Below are 21,584 nucleotides of genomic sequence, written 5' to 3'. Positions count from 1 at the left end.
TTTTTTATACCGAACATTCTGGGGGTAAACCTAGAATTTTTATTAAATTTTTAAAATACCTAACCTTAAAACGATAACACTTCAAAATACACGTTCACATTCCGATCCACAGACATTAAACCCTAGCGGTTGTAATCTAAAAGCATTTGGGCTTGAGGTGGCAAAATCCCAAAACCTTAAACTAAAATTAATTATAGCTGATTAATTTCAGCTTAAAAATGCAATCTCATGAACGTATTAAAATTCAGTATAATAGTGTTATTCGTATCGGCGTTACCAATGAACGCCATGAATAATACCCCATGTCAAGACACAAAAGTGATTACTTCGGATGGGGTTTATGATGGTTATGATGTTAATGATGGCTATGCCTTTGTTATAGCAGAAGACCTAAGTGATGAGGAGGATACCACTATAATTTATTTTTCAGATTTGAAGGAAGGGCTTTTGAAAACCCTGAATTTAAAATCTAAGGAATGGGTTGGTAAACGGTTTGAAATCACTTATGAAGTTACAACCTATGAGGAAATTGATGAAAATGGAGACGCTGAAATCTATGAAGATTATAAAATTGTAGCGCTAAAACACATAAAATAAGCGCCTCTTAATCTATTGATGACGTTGAGAAACTGCCGGGAAACTGGCAGTTTTTTTTAGGGCCACTTCCCAAATAAATACAGAAAACACAATAAGATATTCTAAACCTATAATCCATAAATTCTCAGTATTAGAAGTGTTTGAGTAGGCTAAATAACTTAAGATAATAACGAAGGACCATACCAATGGAAACTTATAATTGGTAAAAACAGAAAAGAGCACTAGGGTCGCAATATACCAAGGATGCACCGTGGTACTTAAAAATAAATAGCAAGTAAATACTAATAGCATTGAAGTAATCAGTTTAGATAAAGTATTGTTTTGTTTAAACAATGAAAACCCAAAAATTATAAAGACCGAAATTATAGGTAGAATTTTACCAATAATAGCAATTTCATTATAGCCCGTTATACTGTAGCCTATTGCTCTTAAGAGATAATAAATACTTGCGTTAAATTCAAAATTTCCAAACCAAAGCCCAACTGTTTTAGAGTAATTGTTTACAAATTCCATAGAAAAAAAAGGAAGGAATAGGAGGAGTATAGTTATTCCGATTATAGCATAAAATACAATTAGTTTACGATAGGATATTTGTGATGTTTTTGTTGTTTTAAAAAATTTAAAAAATAGAGGTAATAACATTAATGGAATTAACTTCACTGAAATTGAACAAGCAAAAATGACGGCAGCCCATTTCCATTTACCTGAATATAAAAGGTAAAGTGACCAAATGAGGAAGAAAATCATTACACCTTCAAAGTGAAGATTACCAGTTAATTCTATAATAATAAAAGGATTTAAAATATACCAGAAAATTCTATTTGAAGGTAGTTTTAAACGTTCTAAGAGTTTCTTTCCAAAATAAAGCGTACCAATATCAGCAGCAATAATTATAAGTCGCATTGATAGGATAGAGCCTAAAATACTATGACTAAAAAATAAAGCAGCAATTGTGAAACACAGCTGGTTAATTGGAGGATAGTTAGTGTAATGAGACGAGCTTAATTCGCCCATTCCATTATAAAGTTCTTGGGCCTGTGCCACCGGATATTTGCCTTGAGTGATAAAAGAATCTGGCGTGTATAAATAAGGGTTGAAACCTTCAAATATCATTCGTCCATCCCAAATAAAACGGTAAAAATCTTGTGATAGATTGGGGATTGAAAAAATAAAAACAATCCGAAATATAACTGCTGTGTATGTTAAAAGTTTAAGGTTTGTTTTATTAAAATCTACTAATTTGTAAAACAGAAAAAATAGAGCAGCATATAAGGCCACTATTTTGTAGTATTCTGTTCTTGTTGTGTAATAAGCAAAAATAAAATAGAGGATTAAGCTTGTAACAACTAACAAAATTGAGGACTTTTTTAGCTTTGAAAATAAGGTGTTGTCTAGCATAAATCAAATATAAATATTATTTGCGGGGTTTGGTTAATTGCTGAATTTGTAGTTCGGTGTTTTAAGACTCTTTTTTAATGCAGAGCTTACAATAACTCAGTTATTTATCTAAATATTCTTTTTGTACGACAGCTCTTCCTGTTAATAATCTAAGTGTAATAAGGTAATCTTTACTACTTTTGAGGAACTAAAAATCACAGATAATATGAAGAATATATTTTATTTTGCTGCTTTTTTAATTGTACTAAGTTCATGTAAAGATGCTGGTCAATCTAAAACAGAAACAGTTGTGAATACACAAAAAGATACAACAACAACATTAAAAGTAAATGAAGTTATAAGTTTTAAGGGGCAACAGGTTACAGGAGTTTCGGTTGCTAATGATGGTCGTGTTTTTGTGAATTTTCCAAGATGGAGAGAAGGAGTTAAAAATTCGGTAGTTGAAGTTAATAAGAATAAAAAAGAAGTAAGCTTTCCTAATGCAGAATGGAATTCGTGGAAAATTGGAGACGAAGTCGTTGAAGATAAGTTTGTAGGTGTACAATCTGTTGTCGCTTTTGAAGATAAACTATATGTTTTAGATACAAGAAGTCAGTTGTTTCAAAATGTATTAGATGCACCTCGTGTTTTTGTATTTAATTTAGCTGATAACACTTTAAGTAAAGTTTATAAGCTTTCTGAAGGGAGTTACCATCCAGATTCTTATATAAATGATCTACGTGTAGATAAGAAAAAGAATAAAATCTATTTTACAGATTCTGGTCATGCCGGATTAGTAATCTTAGATATGAATTCTGAAGTATCTAAAAGAGTTTTAGATAATCATAAATCTACAAGTGCCGAAGCTTCTTATTTAACCTTTGGTGATAAAAAATGGGAAAGAGCAATTAACTCTGATGGTATTGCTTTAGATACAAATAATGATACATTGTATTACCATGCGCTTACTGGTTATAGTTTGTATGCTATTCCTACGAGTGCTTTTGATCTTGAAAATGAAACTCAGATAGAAAATCAAGTTAAGTTTATAGCGAAAACTGCTGCGCCAGATGGAATGATTTTAGATGCTAGCGGTAATTTGTATTATGCAGATTTAGAGCATAACAAAATACAATATAGACAAGCTGATGGAAGTATTTCGACTCTAGTAGAAGGTGATAAGGTAAAATGGGCAGATACGTTTAGTATATATAATAACGAACTGTATTTTACAAACTCTAGGATTAACGAGATTTCAGGAGATATTTCTGAAATGGAATTTACCTTAAACAAAGTCACATTGCCTACTAAATAAACATTTAGAATAATATAACGTTAAATTAGAGTAAAAAAAATCCGTAAAATCTCTATAATTAAAGACTTTACGGATTTTTTATGTTTAAATGTTTTTTAAACCTTAGACGATAATGATTTAAAGAATACATAACCAAAACCAATGAAAAGCATTAAGTGAAAAGGAAATAATCCGAAATCTCCACCTTGGTCGCCTACTATAAAAGCACTGTACATTCCAAATGCAAAATACAGCATAAGCATACCTTCAATAATAACATGAGGAGAAACCTTTTTCATAATGTATTTGTTGCCTTTCCAAGAGTCTCTTATTGTACTGATATTAAACTTTGGAGTTCGTACAAATTCACTACGTTTTCCAATATGACCTTCAATAACTGCAATCGAATTATGAAGTGAGAAGCCCATGGCTATTGAGAAAAAGGTAAAGAACATCCCCACATAGTTGAAGAATTTCTTAAAACCACTTCCATAGATATTTCGGTACATAAACCAATAACATACAAAGAAGATGATGGTGCTCGTTACAAAGAAACTCATAATATAGAAGTAGTTTCTAAGGTGCGCGTATTCGTTTTTAATATAAAGCATTGGGATGCTTAAAATAGCTACCGTAAAGATGCTTAAGAACATGGTACTGTTTAAAAGATGCAATAAACCATGAACTTTAGTTTTTGTAGAGATATTATCTGACTTTAAAACGCGCCATAACATTTTTCGGAAGTTTTCTGCCCCTCCTTTATTCCAACGGAATTGTTGAGAACGTGCAGCACTTATAACGACTGGTAATTCAGCAGGCGTTTCTACGTCTTCTAAATATTTAAATTCCCAGTTTTTTAATTGAGCACGGTAACTTAAATCTAAATCTTCGGTAAGGGTATCACCTTCCCAATTTCCTGCGTCAATAATACAGGCTTTTCTCCATACTCCAGCGGTTCCGTTAAAGTTAATGAAGTGTCCTTTACTATTTCTACCGACTTGCTCTAAAGTAAAATGCGCATCTAAGGCAAAAGCTTGAATTTTTGTTAATAACGAATAGTTTCTGTTAATATGTCCCCATCGTGTTTGAACAACGCCTATTTTTTTATTCTTAAAATAAGGAATGGTACGCATTAACCAATTAGGTTTCGGTAAAAAATCGGCATCAAAAATGGCAATATATTCACCTTTAGCGACCTTTAAACCTTCTTTAAGAGCGCCAGCTTTAAACCCACTTCTATCCGTTCTTGTAATATGTGTAATATCTAACCCCGTTTTAGCCAACTGCTCTACATGAGCTTTGGTTGTCGCTACGGTTTCATCGGTAGAGTCATCCAACACCTGAATCTCTAATTTATCCTTAGGATACTCTAGTAATGCAATATTATCGAGCAAACGCTCCATAACATACATTTCATTGTATACCGGAAGTTGAATGGTAACAAATGGAATCTCTTCAGTATTTGAAAAGTTAAATTTGTCACAAGTTTCTCTTTTCTTTTTTGAAGAAAGATAATTGTAGAGTAAATTTAACTGTGCTAAGGCATACATAAAAATAAGCACTATAGCCACAGTGTAAATAACGATGATGGTGTATTGAAGGTAAATCACTTAAAACTGTATTTAAAAATCCATGTCAAGATTTTTATGCCTGCAAAGATAGCACCTTTTATCGTTCCTGAAACTTTTGAGACACCTATTCTGTTTCTATAATTTACAGGGATTTCTTTGTAGCTGATTTTTCGCTTCAGTACTTTAAGTTGCATCTCTACCGTCCACCCATAAGTTTCATCTTCCATGTTTAAGTCTAGAAGTGTGCTGTATTTTATGGCTCTAAAGGGACCTAAATCGGTAAATGTAGATCTAAAGAATAAACGCATAAGGCTTGTTGCTAGCCAGTTGCCAAAAATTTGTGGCGTCGTCATAGAACCGTCTTCACGTAAGGCTTTCACTCTAGCGCCAACCACAAAATCGATGTTTTGGTCAATAATAGGTTGTACAAGTTTTGTTAATTCCTCTGGATAATCGCTATAATCACCATCTAAAAACACAACAATGTCTGTTGTATTTTTTTGTTTAGAAATATAATCCATACCCTTTAAGCAGGCAAAACCATAACCTTTTCTCTTTTCAACCAGCACTGTTGCCCCAGCATTTTTAGCGTTAATCTCGGTATTATCGGTAGAATTATTACTCACCACAATAACTTCATCAACGATAGAAGGGATATCTTTTATAACTAAAGGAATAGACGCCTCCTCGTTGTAGGCAGGAATAATAACTTTTATTTTGGGCATTTTATCTTGTTGTGCGGCAAATGTACAATATTTGAGAATTTAATTTTAAGAAATCTTTTTGCTCAATAAACACTTGATTTTATAGCGATAACCTCAAGCTTGTTTTGCCTAATTAATAGGTGAAATATAATGTTTATAGAAAACATAAAGACGTTCCGAGATGCAACTGAAACGTCTTTATGAATTATACGGTTTTAAGAATTTAGAATCTTATTTTTGGTTAACAAGCTCCATTAAATCCACATCATTACCCAAAAGAATTTCATTAGAATTGATACGACCTTTCATACCATCATTTTCTAATTTCAAAACCCCTCTAGGACAAACAGCAGAGCAAATACCACAACCTACACAACTAGAACGAACGATGTTTTCTCCTTTTTGCGCATAATGTCTAACATCGATCCCCATTTCGCAACTGTTAGAACAGTTTCCACAAGAAATACATTGTCCGCCATTGGTGGTAATTCTAAATTTTGAAAATAAACGTTGTTGAAAACCTAGGATAGCCGCCATAGGACAACCAAATCGACACCAAGAACGGTTTCCTAAAATAGGGTAGAAGCCTGTTCCTATAACTCCAGAAAAAATAGATCCTATATAAATTCCGTAAGCAGCTCTTAAAGCTCCAGCTTTAATATAAAAAAGGTGATCTGTAGTTCCTGTAAAATGCATCACTAACAAAAGGGTAATGGTAATAAAGAAACTTATAGCGCCATATTTAGCATCTTTTGCCAACTCCTGACGTTTAAAAATCATTGTCCCAGCAAATACTAAGGTTAACAAACCAATAACAAAACTGATGAAAACCCCACGAGTGAGCCAGAAATCGTTTTTATCGTAGCCTAAATAGGTGTAAACGACGGCCGTAGTCATTACCACAGAAAAGACTAAAACCACATGGATTAACCAACGTTCTATTTTCCATGCGTATAGTTTTTTAGAAGATAATTGTCTAAAAGAATCTCCAGCAGTTTCGGCTAAACCTCCACAACCACAAACCCATGAGCAATACCATCGTTTCCCGTATTTATAGGTTAAAATCGGGGTGAAAACAAAAATGGATAAAATACCAAAAAGGAGTAAGGCGAGCCCTATGGTACCATTAGACAGAAACCCGTTTACGGACCATTCATCAAAAATATAATAGTTAAGCGGCCAAATACTTTTTAGGTCATAGTATGGTAAGTCGTTATTCATGACGTACATAAATTCAGGAATCAAAAAGGCAAAACCCAATTGAAAAAACATCACTGAAACGGTACGTAATTGTTGGTAACGATTGTGTCTGTATTTTAAAATAAACTTATAGCCAAACGCTAAAATTGCCACGGTGTAAAGCGTCCCATAGACAAACCATTGGCTGGCGTTACGTCCACTTAATAATTGGCTTAATGGATCAAAAAGACTAATAAGTCCTGTGTTTTCTTCTCCATCGGTGCCTAATCCTAAATAGGTAGGGAAAAAATAAAGCACAATATAAAAAGTGGTTAGTACGACGCCAAGAATCCAACCGAGAATACCTCGAGAAGAAATGGATTTAAACCAGACGCCATCATTTTTTATGCCTTCTAATTTAGTAAGGTATGCTTCTCTAGAAAAAACGACAGTTCCGCCAATAATTGCCGCTAAAGAAAGGGTTAAAAACAGGGCTTTATTAGGGAAATTAACATTGAAAAGTGCTAGGGCAAAAATAAATGAGCCAATAACGCCAATGGCAACAGCTACTTTTTGTTTGTTATTAATTCCTAAGGCATCAGGTTTTGCCAAAGACATACTATGATTTAATTTGTTACTCATTGTAATATGGGTTATTTATGCTTAAAGGTGTGCTGCTTTTAGCGGTATTAACTTTTAAAATCTATAGGGGTTAAGATTTGGCAAGTTGTGGTTGGTTAGTGTATGATTTAAGAATGTCTTTTTCAAATCTTGAATAAAATTCAGGATCAAAATTAGCTTCAGAGAGGTGATACATTACATAATCGACATCACGTTGTTCGGTGAGCCAACGGTCAAAAACTTCGTGACGCATGCGGATTCCGAAGGTATTAATCCCTAAGAATTTTTGACTCTCTTTATGGTAGGCTACGGTTATACATTTGGTATCGTCTTCATGCTTCCAATGAAAATGTTGTTCGTATTCTGGGCGTCCACGTTCGCCAAATACCCAACCGTAAGTTTGGTATTCAATATCTAAAAATTTTGCTGAGTTAAACCAGTGCCCAGGATTATAGGTCATTTTATTTCCGCAAATGGTTTGTGCTAAAACTTCGCCCATCATACGGCCTGTATACCAAACCGCTTCTATAGGTCGGCGATTACCAATAGCTTCGTGTTGCTCAGCACAATCACCAATAGCATACACGTCAGGGATATTGGTTTCTAAATAACGATTCACTTTAACGCCTCTTCCTAATTCAATACCTGAATCTTTTAAAAAATCGATATTCGGCGTTACACCAGCGGTTAAGCCCACAACATTACAGGCGAGTTCTTCTCCTGTTTCTTCAATAATTACAGATTTTACTTTACCATTTTCATCCGTATTTATAGCTTTTAAATTTGTAGACAAACGTAAATCAATATGGTGATTTTTAATATGTCTATTAATCATTTCGCTTTCACCCTGGGGTAAAACACCATTCCAAAAACTATTTTCTCGGACTAAAAAGGTCACCGGAATACTTCTAGAATTTAACATCTCGGCCAATTCAATTCCTATTAAACCACCTCCAACGATAACGGCACGTTTACAAACCTCATTATTAGGGGCGTGTTCTTCTAAGTGTTCTAGATCTTGTTTATGGTACATCCCCATAACGCCTTTCGCGTCTTGTCCTGGCCAGCCAAATTTATTCGGTTTACTACCGGTGGCAATAACCAATTTATCATAGTTTAGGGAATCACCTTCAGCAAAATGAAGGGTTTTAGCTTCTGTATCAACTTGTTTAACATAGGCTTTCTTTAAACTGATTCGGTTCTTTTCCCAAAACCAGTTTTCATAAGGTTGTGTATGTTCAAACTTCATATGGCCCATATAAACATACATTAAAGCGGTACGGGAGAAGAAGTAATCAGTTTCGGCAGAGATGATAGTTATTTTTTTATCTGATAACTTTCTAAGGTGTCTGGCCAAGGTGACTCCAGAAATACCGTTGCCAATAATAACAATGTGTTCCATATCGTTGAGGTTGTAATGTGGACTATAGGTCGAAGCTTTTGTTAAAACCTTAATCTCTTAGTCGATTTTATTTAAATTTAAGCATAATTTCGCAGTATGAGACCTCTTTTTTATAGCCTTTTAAGTATTGTAATGCTCAGTTGTGCCGCAGCAAAGTATAAACCGTTAAAGATAAACGGGGTAAGTTTTGTGGCTTCTCGGGGTGTGGTTGATGCCTCGCATGTGAAACCTATTGTGAATATTAATGCGAATGCGGCAGCTGTGATGCCTTTTGGTTTTATTAGAGATAAGGCCCATCCTGAAGTGACACACAATACCAAGCGGCAATGGTTTGGAGAAACCCGCTCTGGCGCCGGACAATATATAGAAGCCCTGCATAAAGAAGGAATAAACGTTATGGTGAAACCCCAATTGTGGATTGCCCATGGTGAGTTTACAGGATTTTTAGAGGCGTCTTCAGAGGCCGATTGGAAATTATTAGAAGCGTCTTACTCCGATTTTATTTTAGAATATGCTGAAATGGCTCAAGAATATAATGTAGAAGTCTTTTGTGTTGGTACCGAACTTGAAGCCTTTATTACACATAGACCTGCGTATTGGCAAGAGCTTATAAAAGCTGTTAAAGCAGTTTATACCGGGAAGTTAACCTACGCGGCAAATTGGGATGAGTTTTGGACAACACCTTTTTGGGGCCAACTCGATTATGTGGGGATTGATGCTTATTTTCCTGTGAGCAGCATGCAAACTCCAACTGTAGAAGACTGTATTAAAGGTTGGGCCAAGCATAAACCAGGATTAAAGGCGTTTTCTGAAAAACTAGATCGACCAATAGTATTTACCGAGTTTGGGTATCGTAGTGTAGATTATACAGGAAAAGAGCCATGGCGCTACGACCGTTCTATGACGTCTGTAAATCTCATAGCACAAAATAATGCCACCCAAGCTTTATTTGATGCGGTTTGGGATGAAGATTGGTTTGCCGGAGGCTATCTGTGGAAATGGTTTGTAGATCACGACAATGTTGGCGGTGTAGATAATAATCAATTTACCCCACAGAATAAACCTGTGGAGCAAATTATAAAAGCACATTATAAAAGCTAGTTTATAAGGTTGATGTTATTCCGATTCTAAAGCCTTAAATTCTTTGATGGCCTTATTGGGTTCAATAATATTATAGCCTTTCCAAAATTCAGGATCGTATTGGTTTAGTGCTGTAGGTTCTGTATAAGCGGTTTGTTTTAACGCTTTAAAATCCGCTTCCGTTATGGCGTCGGTTTCAAACACAATGAGTTCTGTTTTATCAATATTTTTAACAATAAAATGAATGTCTCCTTTTAGTTCATTTTGCTTGCGTCGGCCTTTAACATGTTTGTTTTTTTCAACAATCTTAAGCGGTCGTTTTATACCAACAAGTTCGCCTAAGGTTTCGTCTCTATATTTTAAAGTGTATTTCTCATTTTCGTTTTTCTGAAATATGATAGTACCTTCCTTTAAATATTTCCGCATGGAGATGCCTAATAATGAAAATTTACTCAATGGTTTTACATTTTTATAATCCACTCGGACCACTGCAAAATCTTCCGTGTTTACGTACATTGTTCCTGAAAAATCTTCGCTTCGTTTAGGTTGAAATGGAATAACATAGACAAACATATCATTGATATAGGCGTAATCTTTCAATTCAAACTCATAGCGTTGCGATTTATGAATGATGTTAAGATCATTGTCTTCATCAATAAAATTATTGTTTTCAAAATTGTGAATCTGTAGCTTTCGCCATGCTAAAAAACTAATTTTATTAAGGGAGTCTTTCTTTTTTCGCTCGGCAATTAAGGCTTCAGTTGCTTGTTGTTCTTCTCCAAATAATGAAGGATCCATATCTTCTTTCACACTAAACCAACCCGATTTAATTTTAAAATACGAGTCGCGTTTTACGTATTTCTTAAAAATGGCGTTAAAGCGTTTTTCGTAATTGTCTAAGTTGATATCCTTCGATTTATCATATAAACGACAGGCCTTTAAAATGTTTAATTTCTGATGCGTTTTTGGTTCTATCTTCCCGTAAATTTCACCTAAAATTTCCGTATGACTGCTACTGGTTTTTGGCATAATTTGCAGAAGACTGTCTACAAATTGCTGATTAAATTCAGGGATGGTAGATTTGTCTAAGTGCACATCATACTTGTCCATTTCATTGTAGTATGATGTTCTATAAAACAGTTTTCGTCGCTTATAGTTATAATCGTAATTTTCAGTAAGCCGTTCTTTTATGTTTTCTAAGATTTCATCTATACTATAGGTTTTGTTGGTCACTAAAACCTCCGATAAGTCGATGGTTTGTGGGGTTAAATAGATGGGTGCTTCATTAAAATTTAATAAGGGAATCTGTTTTTCTTCATAGCCTAGGCAACTTATTTTTAAAGAATCGCTGGCCTTGACTTCTCGTCTAATGCTAATGTTAAATTCGCCTTGGTCATTGCTTATAACTCCGGTTTTAGAGTTAAATTGAATGGTTGCAAACGGAATAGGGGCTTCGTTTTTTGCGTCGCGTAAGGTGGATGAAAATGTTTGCTGTCCGTAAGATTGCGCTACCATAAAAAGGGATAGCGCAATGCAGATTTGATTGATGTTCATTTTTTGATTGATTGATTAATGGTCAGCAAATTAGAGCATTGAATTGTTTTATGAATTCGATTTAGAGTTTTATTAAGTAAGATTTATCTTAAGTTTAACAATTGTAAAAATTTTTGATAATAAGGGAGATAAGTCTATTTTTCTAAAATTATACTTTAGCTTTGATTAAAAAATAGGAGGTATGAGAACATTAGCAGTTGGAGATATACACGGCGGATTAAGAGGGTTGAAAGATTTGGAACAATGTGCCCAATTCGGGCCAGAGGATCGTTTTATTTTCTTAGGAGATTATGTTGATGGTTGGAGTGAAGCCGCTCAGGTTATTGAATACTTAATAGAATTATCTTCAACCAATACCTGTATTTTTATAAAAGGCAACCATGATGTGTGGTGCGAAAAATGGCTGGCTACGGGGAGTGTAAATGAGGTGTGGTATAACCACGGCGGAAAAGAAACCATGGCAAGTTACGAGGGCCTTTCTTTAGAAGATAAACAGCGCCATCTCTATTTTTTTGAGGCGATGAAACTCTACCATATCGATACGGACAACCGCTTGTTTTTACACGCAGGTTTTACATCTATGAAAGGGGTGGAAGCAGAGTTGCACACCGAGAATTTTTATTTTGATAGAACCCTTTGGGAAATGGCCTTAACATTAAATCCTAGTATAAATAAAGATTCTTTGTTTTACCCCAATCGACTAAAGCATTACAAAGAGATTTATATTGGTCATACGCCTACCATTAATTTTGGAGAAGACCAACCCATGCACCGTGGCAATGTTTGGAATGTAGATACCGGAGCGGCATTTACCGGACCCTTATCGGCGATAGATATTGATACAAAAACCGTGTTTCAATCAGAGCCTTTAAAGGCGCTTTATCCTGATGAGATGGGAAGAAATAAGAAAAAGTAAAGCTTGTTAACAAATGTGCTTTTTGTAATAGCGGAGTAAGTCATCAGCCGAAGCTCCGAAATATTTCTTAATATAAATGGCCCAAAAATGGTATTGTAATGTCCAAACACCATGTTTTTGGTAGCGTCGGGCTGAGGTTGTTAACTTTTTGTTGATAACCACAAAAGTGTTCCGTTCATAAAGGGCATTTATTAACATGTTATCCTCATAAATGGTATAATTTTCATCATAGCCTCCAATAGCATTAAAAAGTGAAGCGGTAATAAACTGACTTTGGTCTCCACCTCTACAAGCACGCCAACTAAACTGAGTAAACCAACCCGCAAGTTGTAGCCACCAATGGGTGCTATTAAAGGCCATTCTAAAACAACCAGCCTCATGGCCTGCTTTTACTTCATCAATAATGAGTTGGTCAAAGCCTTTAGGAGGAAAGGAGTCGGCATGTAGAAAGTATAAAATATCCCCCTTAGCCTGTTTGGCCCCTTGGTTCATTTGTTTGGCTCTACCTTTTTCTGAAGTTATAAGTTGTAACTCCGTTTGCTTTAAATTTTGGTTTCGGACTTTTGTTTCGCTACCATCTTTAAGAGCTTCGCAAGACAAGGTTTCAGATTGTTCAGAAGAATTTTTCGAGATAATCGCGCTTATAATGTCTGTTGTTCCATCGGTACTTCCGCCATCCACCACAATAATTTCGCAGTGCTTTTTGGACGTCATATTTGCGACTAAATGCGATAATAAAGTTCCAATACTATCGGCTTCATTTAAAACAGGGATAATTATACTAATCATATAGTACCTACGATAGAATTAGGAGTACAGATTTAATTATTTAAATTCCAGTTGTAATCTTTATAGTTTGCTTTTGCCGATTCTGAAATCTCAAAGTCGGTATATTGGTTTAAGAATTGGATTAAACTCCCCGTAATTTCAAAATCTTTTTTAAACCATTTAAAGATTCTAGAAAGTTGAACGGCATCTTTAGTAAGTTCGTTTTTAGTAGGATCGTTTAAAAATTCTTTGGTCGCTTGGGTTAATTGTATTTCTAACGTTGAAGCTGTAAACGCCTTGTTCTGTAATTTAGGACAAGATATTGAAGCGCAAACAATAGCAAAGTGAATTCTAGGTTCCTTCATGGGCCTTAAAATTTTATGCTCAATCGTATTTAAGTCTTGCCAAGTGTCTCCAAATTGCCATAATTTTTGATCCCAAGGGTTTTTAATGCCTTTGATGCTTTTTACCGGATAATTTTTTAAAATTAAATCTATCGTTAAAGCGTTATAAGCATTAATCCAATAGGCCAATATTGCTTCTTTTGTCCAAGCGTCTGTAGGCGTATTATGAGTTAAGGCGTCAATATAGATGTTTAATTCTGAAGGGTCATTTCTAAGAGCGTCGTAATTAACCTCTCCAGAGTTAGAGACATGCTTTTGTAATATGCGGTCCCAACGCGAATGGTTAAAAGTTTCCGCTGTTGTGCTGTCTTTTTTAGAAGGTAATGGTGCTTTCGGTGGAAGTGCTATAGCCTCCTCCTCCTCCTCCTTGGGAGTTGCAGTGTTTTTGTTAACTACGGGAGTCGTCTTGTCTGTGAGCTGTACTGCTGTTTGTTGAAGTGTATTTTGCTCTTGAAGATTTTTAGCTCCGCAAGTGCTTAAGCCTACAAGGATAAGAATGGCGGATAGATATTTTATAGAACTCATGGTTTTAGGATTTAGATGGCGGTGTTTTACGTTTTTTAGAGAATGCAGGGTACATCGATTGCCCTATGAAATCTTGCGGAAAGCTGTCGTCATCTTCAAAGCCAATGGCAATATCTCTTCCGTTATGCGGAATATAATCGGTTTTAAAAAGGTAATCCCATAAGCTCAAAGTAATGCCGAAGTTTACGCCAAAGCGCTCGCCTTTTGGAAGTTCTTTAACATGATGCCAAATGTGCATCTTAGGATTGTTAAAAATGTATTTTAAAATTCCATAATCCCAACCCAAATTGGCATGGTTTAAATGACCAATAGCAATATTAAAAAAGTAAATAATAGCCACGTCTTGGGCATCAAAACCTCCAATAATAGCTAGGGGAATGTATAAAATAGATTTGTAAACTACGGGTTCCATCCAATGGTACCGGAGATGTCCGGCAAACCCCATTTCCTTAATACTGTGGTGTACTTTGTGGAAATTCCAAAGCCAATCAAAACGATGTAAAAGCCGATGTGTGTTCCACTGTACAAAATCAGAAACAATAAATAGAATAAATAAGCCTAACCATTTAGGGAGTTCATTAACATTAAACAATTGAAAACTGGATAGCGATAAACCTACTAAACCAAGCACATCATTAAATAACTCGGCCACGGTATTAGACAAGGCAATGAGTATGATAAGGTTCAGAAGAAAGAAATTAAAGAACATGTAAAAGGTGTCTAGCCAAAAATCTTTCCGAAATAAGGCTTGTTCTTTACGCCATGGAAAGGCAATTTCTAAAATCCATACCAACACAGAAATTAAAATAAGACCATAGAAAAAGTTGTCCCAGTGATTGAGATCAATAAGTTCATATTTCAGATAATTCCAATACCCGGAATATGATTTTAGGATGAGGTCTAAGTATTTTTCCATAAAACTTTCTTGTGCTGGTAGAAAGGGTGGTTTTATAATGTTTTTATTAATTCTTTAAATAAGGTAATCATTTGCGGCTCTGCTTTTTCGGCCATAGCAATAATTTCCGAAATTTCAACCGGTTGTAGGTTGTCGGGATCACCCTCATCGGTTAATACTGATACAGCGGCAACCTTAAGATTAAGGTGGTTGGCTACGATAATTTCGGGCACGGTACTCATACCTACGGCATCAGCACCAAGAATTTTAAGCATTCTATATTCGGCACGGGTTTCTAACTGTGGCCCTACAACAGAAGCGTAAACCCCTTTATGTAAAGTGATGTTGTGTTCTTTGGCAATGCGCTCAAATTCAGAATTAATTTCAGCATCATAAGGCGCGCTCATATCTGCAAAACGTTCTCCTAATTCAGAGACACCTTTAAACGCTAGAGGAGAACCGCCTTGTAGATTTAAATGGTCGTCAATAAGCATTAATTCCCCTTTCTTAAAATCTAAGTTTACGGCGCCAGAAGCGTTAGACACTAATAAGGTTTTAATGCCTAATTTTTCCATGATTCTTACCGGAAACGTTACGTCTTGTAAGGTGTAGCCTTCATAAATATGAAAACGGCCTTGCATCACCACCACTTTTTTACCTTCCAATAGACCGTAAATGAGTTTGCCTTTATGAAACTCAACTGTTGCTGTTGGGAAATTAGGAATGTGGTTATAACTGGCTTCAGCAATAATTTCAATTTCATTAATGAGCTGCCCTAAACCGGTACCTAAAATGATACCAAGTTCTGGGGTGTCAAAACCTTTACTTTGTAAATATTCTGTGCTTTCTGTGATAAGTTTAATCATTGAGTTGCTGTATTTTTTCTTGTAATTTTATATTCGATTTATAAAAGTCTGAAGCAATTAAATCTTCATAAGTATCAATATCGTTTAAGACGGCTAAGGTACGGACAGAAACCGCTTTGTTTTGTAACTCTTGTAACGTTTCCTCTAGTAAATTGGGTTGGCTCCAAGGTTTATTCTTAAAAATATCGGTATTCATTTTAGACATACCTACTAAATAGTAACCGCCATCTTCCGCCGGACCAAAAACAACTTCGCTTTGTGCTAAGGCTTTTAATCCGTTGTTAATATGTGTGCTGCTTATATCTGGTAAATCGGAGCCGATTAAAACAATCTTTTCGTAACCTGCATCAAAACCTTCTTGAAAAGCATTGCACATCCGTTCGCCTAAGTCCGCACCACGTTGTGTGGTTTTATAAGTGTTTTCCCATTGTGAATCCACCACAGTTTTAGAAAAATAGATGCGTTTGTCAACTTCTAATTGCGCTGTCGCTTTTTCTGTGATTTTAACCAATTCGGTATAAACTTCAAAAGCTCCAAAATCGCCAATAGTTTTAGCCAATCGGGTTTTAACGGTGCCTAGTTTTATATTTTTTACAAATACAATAACAAGTGATTTATTCATATATTTTTTTGCCTTTTATCAACCATTTACTCCAAGCTTTAGAGTATGCGTGAATGTGTTCTGTTTCTTTTTCTTCGGAATTATAAACGGGAAAATTGTTGTTTTTCCATTCAAAAATACCACCAAATAAATTGTAAACATTGGTGTAACCTCTTTTTTTAAGCTGTTCTGCAATAGTTTCAGACCGGACCCCAAGAGAACAATAAACAACAATGTTAGTATTAAGATTAGGAAGTGACTGTGCCACATCTTCCAAGTTAAAAGTAGAATACCCTACAAAAATTGCGCCTTTAATATGGCTCACCTCATATTCTTCAATTTCTCTTGCATCAAGAAGAATGGCTTTTGTTTTGGGCATCGCTAATTCTTGTACGGAAATATAGGGTACACTTTCTTTATTATAGGTTTTTAATAAAGTACTCAAGGTCTCTTGACTGTAGCCAATACAACTTAACATTAAAAAAGAAATTAATATAACCTTCCGCATTTTTAATTAGTGTAGATAACAAGGCAAACCTTACACCAAAGGCGGTGAAGCAAGTTATTATTTTTAAATATGTTGTGTGGTTTAAAGGGAATCATAGTGTTTATGCCATTGATTTTAGATAATGTTGTACTCTAATTTACGACAAAATGATGGCATCGGTTTTCTGATTGTTAGAAACCGATTACCGTTTGTAGGACGCCTAATGAGCCCTAGCCTTTAGCAAAACTCTAAAAAGCTCATTTCAAGGTTTGTTCTAGGGGTTCACTTTGTTCAAGTCTAGAGTTTTAGGTATACAAAAAAACTAATGAAAGAGGCCTTAAGCCACGACACCTTGGCAACTGCTTCCCGCACCAGCTGTACAGCCATAACAATGTTGAGAAATAACAATATCACGACCTTCTAGAAGCGTCTTGTTAAAATCAGAAATATGTTTGGACGGACTATTCACAGGGAGCTCTAACATTTGGTTAAAATCGCAATCAAATAGATAACCATCCCAACTTATAGAAAGCGTATTGGTGCACATAACATTTTTTACAGCCGCAGGATTATAAGCGTCCACTAAAGCATACATGTAGTCTTCGTAATTTTCTGAGGCGATTAAATAGTCTAAGAAACGGGCAATAGGTAAATTGGTTATGGCAAAAAGATTATGAAATTGAATACCAAAATCTTCCATTAAGGCTTTTTTAAAATCCTTTTCCATGGCGGCTTGATTTCCTGGTAAAAAGGCTCCTGATGGATTATAAACCAAATCTAATCTTAACTCAGAATCGGGCATGCCGTAGCCAACGGCGTTGAGGTCTTGTAAGGCTTTTATAGATTTATCGAAAACACCATTTCCGCGTTGTTTGTCTGTTTTGCCACGCGTCCAATGTGGCATAGAGCTCACTACATGCACATTGTGTTTCTTAAAGAATTTAGGTAAATCATGGTATTTTTTATTGGCTCTTATAATGGTTAAATTAGAACGCACTATAAAATCTTTGATTCCTACTTTGGCGGCTTCCTCTACAAACCATCTAAAATCTGGGTTCATCTCAGGGGCACCACCTGTAAGATCTAAAGTGTGTGCGCCAGAGTTTTTAATGACCTCAAGACAGAGTTTCATAGTGTCTCTTGTCATAATCTCCTTTCGGTCTGGACCGGCGTCTACATGGCAATGATCACAAACCTGATTACACATATAACCAACATTAATTTGTAAAATTTCTAAAGCTTTGGCTTTAAGCGGAAATTGAGACGTTTCTGATATTTTAGTTTTAAAGGTGGGCAATTCGCCATTTTTAAAAATACCATTAGAAAGGATGTCTAATTGTTTATTGCTTTCTGCTAAGTTGCTTCCTTGTTTTTGTAGAGATTGTGTTGCCATGGATTTAATATCAGGATTTGTAATTCTTACTTTCCCGTTAGGGAGGAGTAAGGCCTTAACCGTCTAGTTTATTCACTTTATTCATCATCTGAACGCCATGAACTAATGTGGCTCCGCTTTTAATAGCAGCCCCAACATGTATGGCTTCCATCATTTCTTCTTTAGTAACGCCGCGCTCTAAACCATCTTTGGTGTAAGCATCAATACAATACGGACATTGTTCGGTGTGTGCAACGGCTAAAGCAATGAGCGATTTTTCACGGGCGGTTAAGGCACCTTCTTCAAAAACTTTACCGTAGTAATCAAAGAATTTAGTGCCTAATTCTTCATTCCATTCTGTGATTTTTCCAAATTTTCTTAAGTCTGCAGCGTCGTAATAGGGTTTAGACATTTCAGTATATTTTAATTAATAAGAATCAAGATACTGTTTTCTTTTGAAGTTAACCGTAAAGCTTACAGAAATTTATGCAAATCAGCGTTCCAATTAATAGGCTGTTTTATCTATTTTTTTGGTCCATTCAGTAAAAGGTTCAAGTGCAATATCGCGGGCCAATTGTTCAAAAGGGATGCTTCTTTTTTCATAAGGAAGTGGAATTTCTTTATAAATAAATTCATCATCAAAGCCAATATTTGCAGCATCAACTTGGTTGCTTCCGTAGTAAACCTTATTAGGTCTTGCCCAATAAATAGCGCCTAAACACATAGGGCAAGGTTCGCAAGAGGTGTAAATTTCACAGCCTTCTAGTTGAAAAGAATCAAGATTTTTACAAGCATCTCTGATTGCTGTAACTTCAGCATGAGCTGTAGGGTCGTTTGTAGAGGTCACCTTATTGTTTCCGCGTCCAACAATTTCTCCATCTTTTACAATAACACAACCAAAAGGACCTCCTTCATTATTGTGCATGCCTTTTAAAGCTGCATTCACAGCTTCTTTCATAAATTGTTCTTTATTTTTCATCATTATAGTGTCAGTTTATTAAGTGTTAGCAGTCGCTGCTAAGTGTGCCAAAGATACTAAGGTATTTTTGATCTCTAAGTTTTACCGTGTTCTTGGGGTTAAAAAGAGTAACCAATGGCAAAATTTAAAACGGAATCATCCACTCTAAAGTCCCATCGTTTCCCTTCTTCTAAAGATGGATCATGGAAGGGGGCCGCCAAATCAAAACGAATAACAAAACCTTGGACGTCTACTCTAAGACCAACCCCAGTACCCATTCCTAGTTCGTTAATAAAGTTTGAAGTGAATTTATCTTCACCATTAAAAGAGGGGTTAGATTTTGAGTTCCATACATTTCCGGCATCGGCAAAAATAGCCCCTTTAAAAAATGAAAAAATTGGAAAACGGTATTCGGCATTGGCCTCTAATCTAATGTTTCCGGTCTGATCAAAATAACTGCTGCTATCATCATCGGTTTCGCCATCATACGTTCCTGGACCTAATGAACGAATGCTAAAAGCTCTTACACTATAAGGACCACCAGAAAAATATTGTTTGACGTACGGAATTACATCCGAGTTTCCGTAAGGTAAACCGTAACCTGCAAAGAAACGCGTGGCTATGGTGTGTTCTTTGTTTTTTCCGAAGTTATAATGAAACCTGAAATCCATATCTGCTTTAGCATACTGGGCATATTGCAATCCTAGAAAGGTATCGGCTTCGCCATTTTCTCCAGAGCTTCCTAGTAAGCTAATTGAATTACCTGCGACATCTAGTGTGGTGTTGAGGTAAAATTGGTACGGATCATTGGCATCTACCATTTCATTATAAATAAATGAAAATGTAAGTCCGGAAATAAATTGCTGATCAAAGCTGAGTTGTAGAAAAGGGTTGTCTTCTAAAATGGTTTCGAATTCTGTTGAAGTTTTAGCGAGCTGCGTATAATTAACAGAAATAGGGTTGAGCTCGTAAGTAATGTATTTATTCGCATTCCAAGAATACCCAAAAAGTGCATTCCCCGAAATTAGGGTGTATAATTCACTACGACTTAAATAACTTACCCCAAGGCTGGTTTTGGTTTTAGGAATAGAATATTCAAAGAAGTCTTCATTAAATTCTATAGGGAAAATCACCCGAGGGAAAATAAGTTCTCCTTTAAGGCCTAGTTCAATACTGCTAAGTCCCGCATTATCGCCACTACCAAGTTGGGTTTCGTAACCTAAATTGGTGCTGATATTTAAGGTTTCGCCTCCCTTAAATAAATTACGATTACTATAGGTTAAAGCTAAGTTAGGTCCGGTGAAGTTACTCGATTTTGTTACAGCTTGCAATTCGGCACGTACCGCTCTTTTGGTTAAGGGCGACAAGAAAATATGCGCCTCTAAGGCCGCTAAACTATCGGTTAAGGCACTGTCAATTTCTTTATATTGAATGTTGACAAATTTATAGGCGCCGATAGTTGATAAGCGTCTAGACGTATTTTTTGACGTGCTCGGATTGTATAATTCGCCTTCTTTTAGCGTGATGAATTTATCCAAACGCTCTGGTTTAAAGAATAAAGAGTCTTGATAATAAGTTTTATTGTTGAAACGCTCAGGGGTAATTTGTGTAGAGTCGTTTAAGTTATAATTTGGGTAGATGTGAACGTTCTTTATGTAATACGGAACGATAGATTTTTTAGGAACTTCAGCCTTGAGTTTTAAAAATAAATCAAATTTTTTGTTGTCGTATTGGTTGGTGTCGGCTTCGAAGATGAAGAACTCCGGGTTCAGGTTATAATACCCTCGTTTTTTTAATTCGGAATCAATACGTTGGCGTTCTAATTTCATATTAGACAGGTCAAAACGTGCCGTCGCTTTAAAAGGAGAATTAGCGGTTTGTGCTTTTACAGCTTCATAAATCGGTGAAGGCATCGTATCAACTTGAAACCGTTCCATAGCATAAGGTTGGGTTATTTTAAGTTGATAAGTGACAGAGGCTTCTTGAGCTTTCTCTTCAAAACTGCTCGTTGCTGAGCTGTAGAAAAAACCATTATTTTCTAAGCGATTACGGAGGATGTCTTCCACTTCAAAAGTTTCTACATCCGATTGGTAAACGGGTTCTTCGCCAATTTGCCTGTAGAGCCATCGGTTAAGAAATCCGGGATTCTCTTGTTGTACTTTATAATAAAAGTGCAAGCCTGGGCGCATTCCTAAAAATTTAGAATTAGGCTCGGGTCTTAAAACACTCTCTAACTCTGTTTTTAATGCTGCAATATGCTTTACGCTAGTATCATTTTCAATTTCTATACGAGCGCCGGTATAAAGACGTTGCCCTTCTGGGATGTATTTTTTTACACTACAAGAGTAGGCAAGGATGCTGATCAGTGCAATACTAAAGATATGTTTAATTTTGAAATTCAAAGGTTCAGGCT

General features: G+C 35.7%; 20 protein-coding genes. 4 read left to right on the top strand and 16 right to left on the bottom strand.

Annotation, left to right across the window (positions count from 1 at the left end):
- The first annotated feature begins 228 nt into the window (after positions 1-228).
- Positions 229-597 (top strand): hypothetical protein, encoded by a 369-nt coding sequence (locus ACFQ13_RS11150; protein WP_386117315.1) that lies wholly within the window; start codon positions 229-231, stop codon positions 595-597.
- Between the two features lie 12 nt (positions 598-609).
- On the opposite strand, the gene ACFQ13_RS11145 is transcribed toward ACFQ13_RS11150, so the two are convergent.
- Positions 610-1,995, bottom strand: coding sequence for a mannosyltransferase (locus tag ACFQ13_RS11145; protein WP_386117312.1), 1,386 nt, complete (start codon positions 1,993-1,995; stop codon positions 610-612).
- A gap of 205 nt (positions 1,996-2,200) precedes the next feature.
- Between ACFQ13_RS11145 and ACFQ13_RS11140 the strand changes: the two genes are divergently transcribed.
- Positions 2,201-3,289: an SMP-30/gluconolactonase/LRE family protein gene (locus ACFQ13_RS11140; RefSeq protein WP_386117309.1), complete on the top strand. Its 1,089-nt coding sequence runs from the start codon at positions 2,201-2,203 to the stop codon at positions 3,287-3,289.
- 95 nt (positions 3,290-3,384) lie between these two features.
- Here ACFQ13_RS11140 and ACFQ13_RS11135 read toward each other — a convergent pair whose 3' ends face one another.
- The 4 genes from ACFQ13_RS11135 to ACFQ13_RS11120 all read right to left on the bottom strand — a co-directional run bounded on the left by ACFQ13_RS11135 (position 3,385) and on the right by ACFQ13_RS11120 (position 8,745).
- Positions 3,385-4,818, bottom strand: coding sequence for a cellulose synthase family protein (locus tag ACFQ13_RS11135; protein ID WP_386119434.1), 1,434 nt, complete (start codon positions 4,816-4,818; stop codon positions 3,385-3,387).
- A 56-nt stretch (positions 4,819-4,874) separates the two neighbouring features.
- On the bottom strand, positions 4,875-5,564 hold the full coding sequence (locus ACFQ13_RS11130; RefSeq protein ID WP_386117306.1) for a glycosyltransferase family 2 protein: 690 nt from the start codon (positions 5,562-5,564) through the stop codon (positions 4,875-4,877).
- Between the two features lie 210 nt (positions 5,565-5,774).
- Entirely contained in the window at positions 5,775-7,364 is a 1,590-nt protein-coding gene (locus tag ACFQ13_RS11125) for a 4Fe-4S binding protein (protein ID WP_386117304.1), read from the bottom strand.
- A 70-nt stretch (positions 7,365-7,434) separates the two neighbouring features.
- Positions 7,435-8,745 (bottom strand): NAD(P)/FAD-dependent oxidoreductase, encoded by a 1,311-nt coding sequence (locus ACFQ13_RS11120; protein WP_386117302.1) that lies wholly within the window; start codon positions 8,743-8,745, stop codon positions 7,435-7,437.
- Positions 8,746-8,841: 96 nt separating this feature from the next.
- Here ACFQ13_RS11120 and ACFQ13_RS11115 point away from each other — a divergent pair, with 96 nt between their 5' ends.
- Positions 8,842-9,846: a glycoside hydrolase family 113 gene (locus ACFQ13_RS11115; RefSeq protein WP_386117300.1), complete on the top strand. Its 1,005-nt coding sequence runs from the start codon at positions 8,842-8,844 to the stop codon at positions 9,844-9,846.
- A 15-nt stretch (positions 9,847-9,861) separates the two neighbouring features.
- Here ACFQ13_RS11115 and ACFQ13_RS11110 read toward each other — a convergent pair whose 3' ends face one another.
- Complete coding sequence (locus tag ACFQ13_RS11110; protein WP_386117297.1) at positions 9,862-11,379, bottom strand: carboxypeptidase-like regulatory domain-containing protein; 1,518 nt, start codon at positions 11,377-11,379, stop codon at positions 9,862-9,864.
- 181 nt (positions 11,380-11,560) lie between these two features.
- Here ACFQ13_RS11110 and ACFQ13_RS11105 point away from each other — a divergent pair, with 181 nt between their 5' ends.
- On the top strand, positions 11,561-12,295 hold the full coding sequence (locus ACFQ13_RS11105) for a metallophosphoesterase family protein (RefSeq protein ID WP_386117296.1): 735 nt from the start codon (positions 11,561-11,563) through the stop codon (positions 12,293-12,295).
- 6 nt (positions 12,296-12,301) lie between these two features.
- Here ACFQ13_RS11105 and ACFQ13_RS11100 read toward each other — a convergent pair whose 3' ends face one another.
- The 10 genes from ACFQ13_RS11100 to tamL form a co-directional block, all read right to left on the bottom strand.
- Positions 12,302-13,084 carry a TIGR04283 family arsenosugar biosynthesis glycosyltransferase gene (locus ACFQ13_RS11100; protein ID WP_386117294.1) on the bottom strand — a complete coding sequence of 261 codons (783 nt, stop codon included), beginning with the start codon at positions 13,082-13,084 and terminating at the stop codon, positions 12,302-12,304.
- A 32-nt stretch (positions 13,085-13,116) separates the two neighbouring features.
- On the bottom strand, positions 13,117-13,992 hold the full coding sequence (locus tag ACFQ13_RS11095) for a DUF547 domain-containing protein (RefSeq protein ID WP_386117292.1): 876 nt from the start codon (positions 13,990-13,992) through the stop codon (positions 13,117-13,119).
- Positions 13,993-13,996: 4 nt separating this feature from the next.
- Positions 13,997-14,908 carry a sterol desaturase family protein gene (locus tag ACFQ13_RS11090; RefSeq protein WP_386117290.1) on the bottom strand — a complete coding sequence of 304 codons (912 nt, stop codon included), beginning with the start codon at positions 14,906-14,908 and terminating at the stop codon, positions 13,997-13,999.
- A 32-nt stretch (positions 14,909-14,940) separates the two neighbouring features.
- Positions 14,941-15,753, bottom strand: coding sequence for a purine-nucleoside phosphorylase (locus ACFQ13_RS11085; protein WP_386117288.1), 813 nt, complete (start codon positions 15,751-15,753; stop codon positions 14,941-14,943).
- Positions 15,746-16,375 carry a TIGR04282 family arsenosugar biosynthesis glycosyltransferase gene (locus ACFQ13_RS11080; protein WP_386117286.1) on the bottom strand — a complete coding sequence of 210 codons (630 nt, stop codon included), beginning with the start codon at positions 16,373-16,375 and terminating at the stop codon, positions 15,746-15,748. The genes ACFQ13_RS11085 and ACFQ13_RS11080 overlap by 8 nt, the downstream gene beginning before the upstream one ends.
- Positions 16,368-16,832 (bottom strand): rhodanese-like domain-containing protein, encoded by a 465-nt coding sequence (locus ACFQ13_RS11075; RefSeq protein WP_386117283.1) that lies wholly within the window; start codon positions 16,830-16,832, stop codon positions 16,368-16,370. The genes ACFQ13_RS11080 and ACFQ13_RS11075 overlap by 8 nt, the downstream gene beginning before the upstream one ends.
- Positions 16,833-17,178: 346 nt before the next feature.
- Complete coding sequence (arsS, locus tag ACFQ13_RS11070) at positions 17,179-18,234, bottom strand: arsenosugar biosynthesis radical SAM (seleno)protein ArsS (RefSeq protein ID WP_386117280.1); 1,056 nt, start codon at positions 18,232-18,234, stop codon at positions 17,179-17,181.
- Between the two features lie 55 nt (positions 18,235-18,289).
- Positions 18,290-18,625 (bottom strand): arsenosugar biosynthesis-associated peroxidase-like protein, encoded by a 336-nt coding sequence (locus tag ACFQ13_RS11065; RefSeq protein ID WP_114310761.1) that lies wholly within the window; start codon positions 18,623-18,625, stop codon positions 18,290-18,292.
- A 93-nt stretch (positions 18,626-18,718) separates the two neighbouring features.
- Positions 18,719-19,192, bottom strand: a complete 474-nt coding sequence (locus tag ACFQ13_RS11060) for a nucleoside deaminase (protein ID WP_386119432.1) — start codon at positions 19,190-19,192, stop codon at positions 18,719-18,721.
- 98 nt (positions 19,193-19,290) lie between these two features.
- On the bottom strand, positions 19,291-21,573 hold the full coding sequence (gene tamL / locus ACFQ13_RS11055) for a translocation and assembly module lipoprotein TamL (protein WP_386117277.1): 2,283 nt from the start codon (positions 21,571-21,573) through the stop codon (positions 19,291-19,293).
- Positions 21,574-21,584: the final 11 nt, after the last annotated feature.

Source organism: Winogradskyella rapida (genome assembly GCF_042675845.1).
In the GTDB taxonomy this organism is placed as follows: Bacteria; Bacteroidota; Bacteroidia; order Flavobacteriales; family Flavobacteriaceae; genus Winogradskyella; species Winogradskyella rapida.
Note: the sequence above shows the minus strand (reverse complement) of the source record. Positions and strands in the feature narration are given on the sequence as shown.

Bases quoted from the DNA above. Each gene is read 5' to 3' on its own strand.
- ACFQ13_RS11150 (WP_386117315.1), top strand. From the start codon at position 229: ATGAACGTATTAAAATTCAGTATAATAGTGTTATTCGTATCGGCGTTA.
- ACFQ13_RS11145 (WP_386117312.1), bottom strand. From the start codon at position 1,995: ATGCTAGACAACACCTTATTTTCAAAGCTAAAAAAGTCCTCAATTTTG.
- ACFQ13_RS11140 (WP_386117309.1), top strand. From the start codon at position 2,201: ATGAAGAATATATTTTATTTTGCTGCTTTTTTAATTGTACTAAGTTCA.
- ACFQ13_RS11135 (WP_386119434.1), bottom strand. From the start codon at position 4,818: ATGTATGCCTTAGCACAGTTAAATTTACTCTACAATTATCTTTCTTCA.
- ACFQ13_RS11130 (WP_386117306.1), bottom strand. From the start codon at position 5,564: ATGCCCAAAATAAAAGTTATTATTCCTGCCTACAACGAGGAGGCGTCT.
- ACFQ13_RS11125 (WP_386117304.1), bottom strand. From the start codon at position 7,364: ATGAGTAACAAATTAAATCATAGTATGTCTTTGGCAAAACCTGATGCC.
- ACFQ13_RS11120 (WP_386117302.1), bottom strand. From the start codon at position 8,745: ATGGAACACATTGTTATTATTGGCAACGGTATTTCTGGAGTCACCTTG.
- ACFQ13_RS11115 (WP_386117300.1), top strand. From the start codon at position 8,842: ATGAGACCTCTTTTTTATAGCCTTTTAAGTATTGTAATGCTCAGTTGT.
- ACFQ13_RS11110 (WP_386117297.1), bottom strand. From the start codon at position 11,379: ATGAACATCAATCAAATCTGCATTGCGCTATCCCTTTTTATGGTAGCG.
- ACFQ13_RS11105 (WP_386117296.1), top strand. From the start codon at position 11,561: ATGAGAACATTAGCAGTTGGAGATATACACGGCGGATTAAGAGGGTTG.
- ACFQ13_RS11100 (WP_386117294.1), bottom strand. From the start codon at position 13,084: ATGATTAGTATAATTATCCCTGTTTTAAATGAAGCCGATAGTATTGGA.
- ACFQ13_RS11095 (WP_386117292.1), bottom strand. From the start codon at position 13,992: ATGAGTTCTATAAAATATCTATCCGCCATTCTTATCCTTGTAGGCTTA.
- ACFQ13_RS11090 (WP_386117290.1), bottom strand. From the start codon at position 14,908: ATGGAAAAATACTTAGACCTCATCCTAAAATCATATTCCGGGTATTGG.
- ACFQ13_RS11085 (WP_386117288.1), bottom strand. From the start codon at position 15,753: ATGATTAAACTTATCACAGAAAGCACAGAATATTTACAAAGTAAAGGT.
- ACFQ13_RS11080 (WP_386117286.1), bottom strand. From the start codon at position 16,375: ATGAATAAATCACTTGTTATTGTATTTGTAAAAAATATAAAACTAGGC.
- ACFQ13_RS11075 (WP_386117283.1), bottom strand. From the start codon at position 16,832: ATGTTAAGTTGTATTGGCTACAGTCAAGAGACCTTGAGTACTTTATTA.
- arsS (WP_386117280.1), bottom strand. From the start codon at position 18,234: ATGGCAACACAATCTCTACAAAAACAAGGAAGCAACTTAGCAGAAAGC.
- ACFQ13_RS11065 (WP_114310761.1), bottom strand. From the start codon at position 18,625: ATGTCTAAACCCTATTACGACGCTGCAGACTTAAGAAAATTTGGAAAA.
- ACFQ13_RS11060 (WP_386119432.1), bottom strand. From the start codon at position 19,192: ATGAAAAATAAAGAACAATTTATGAAAGAAGCTGTGAATGCAGCTTTA.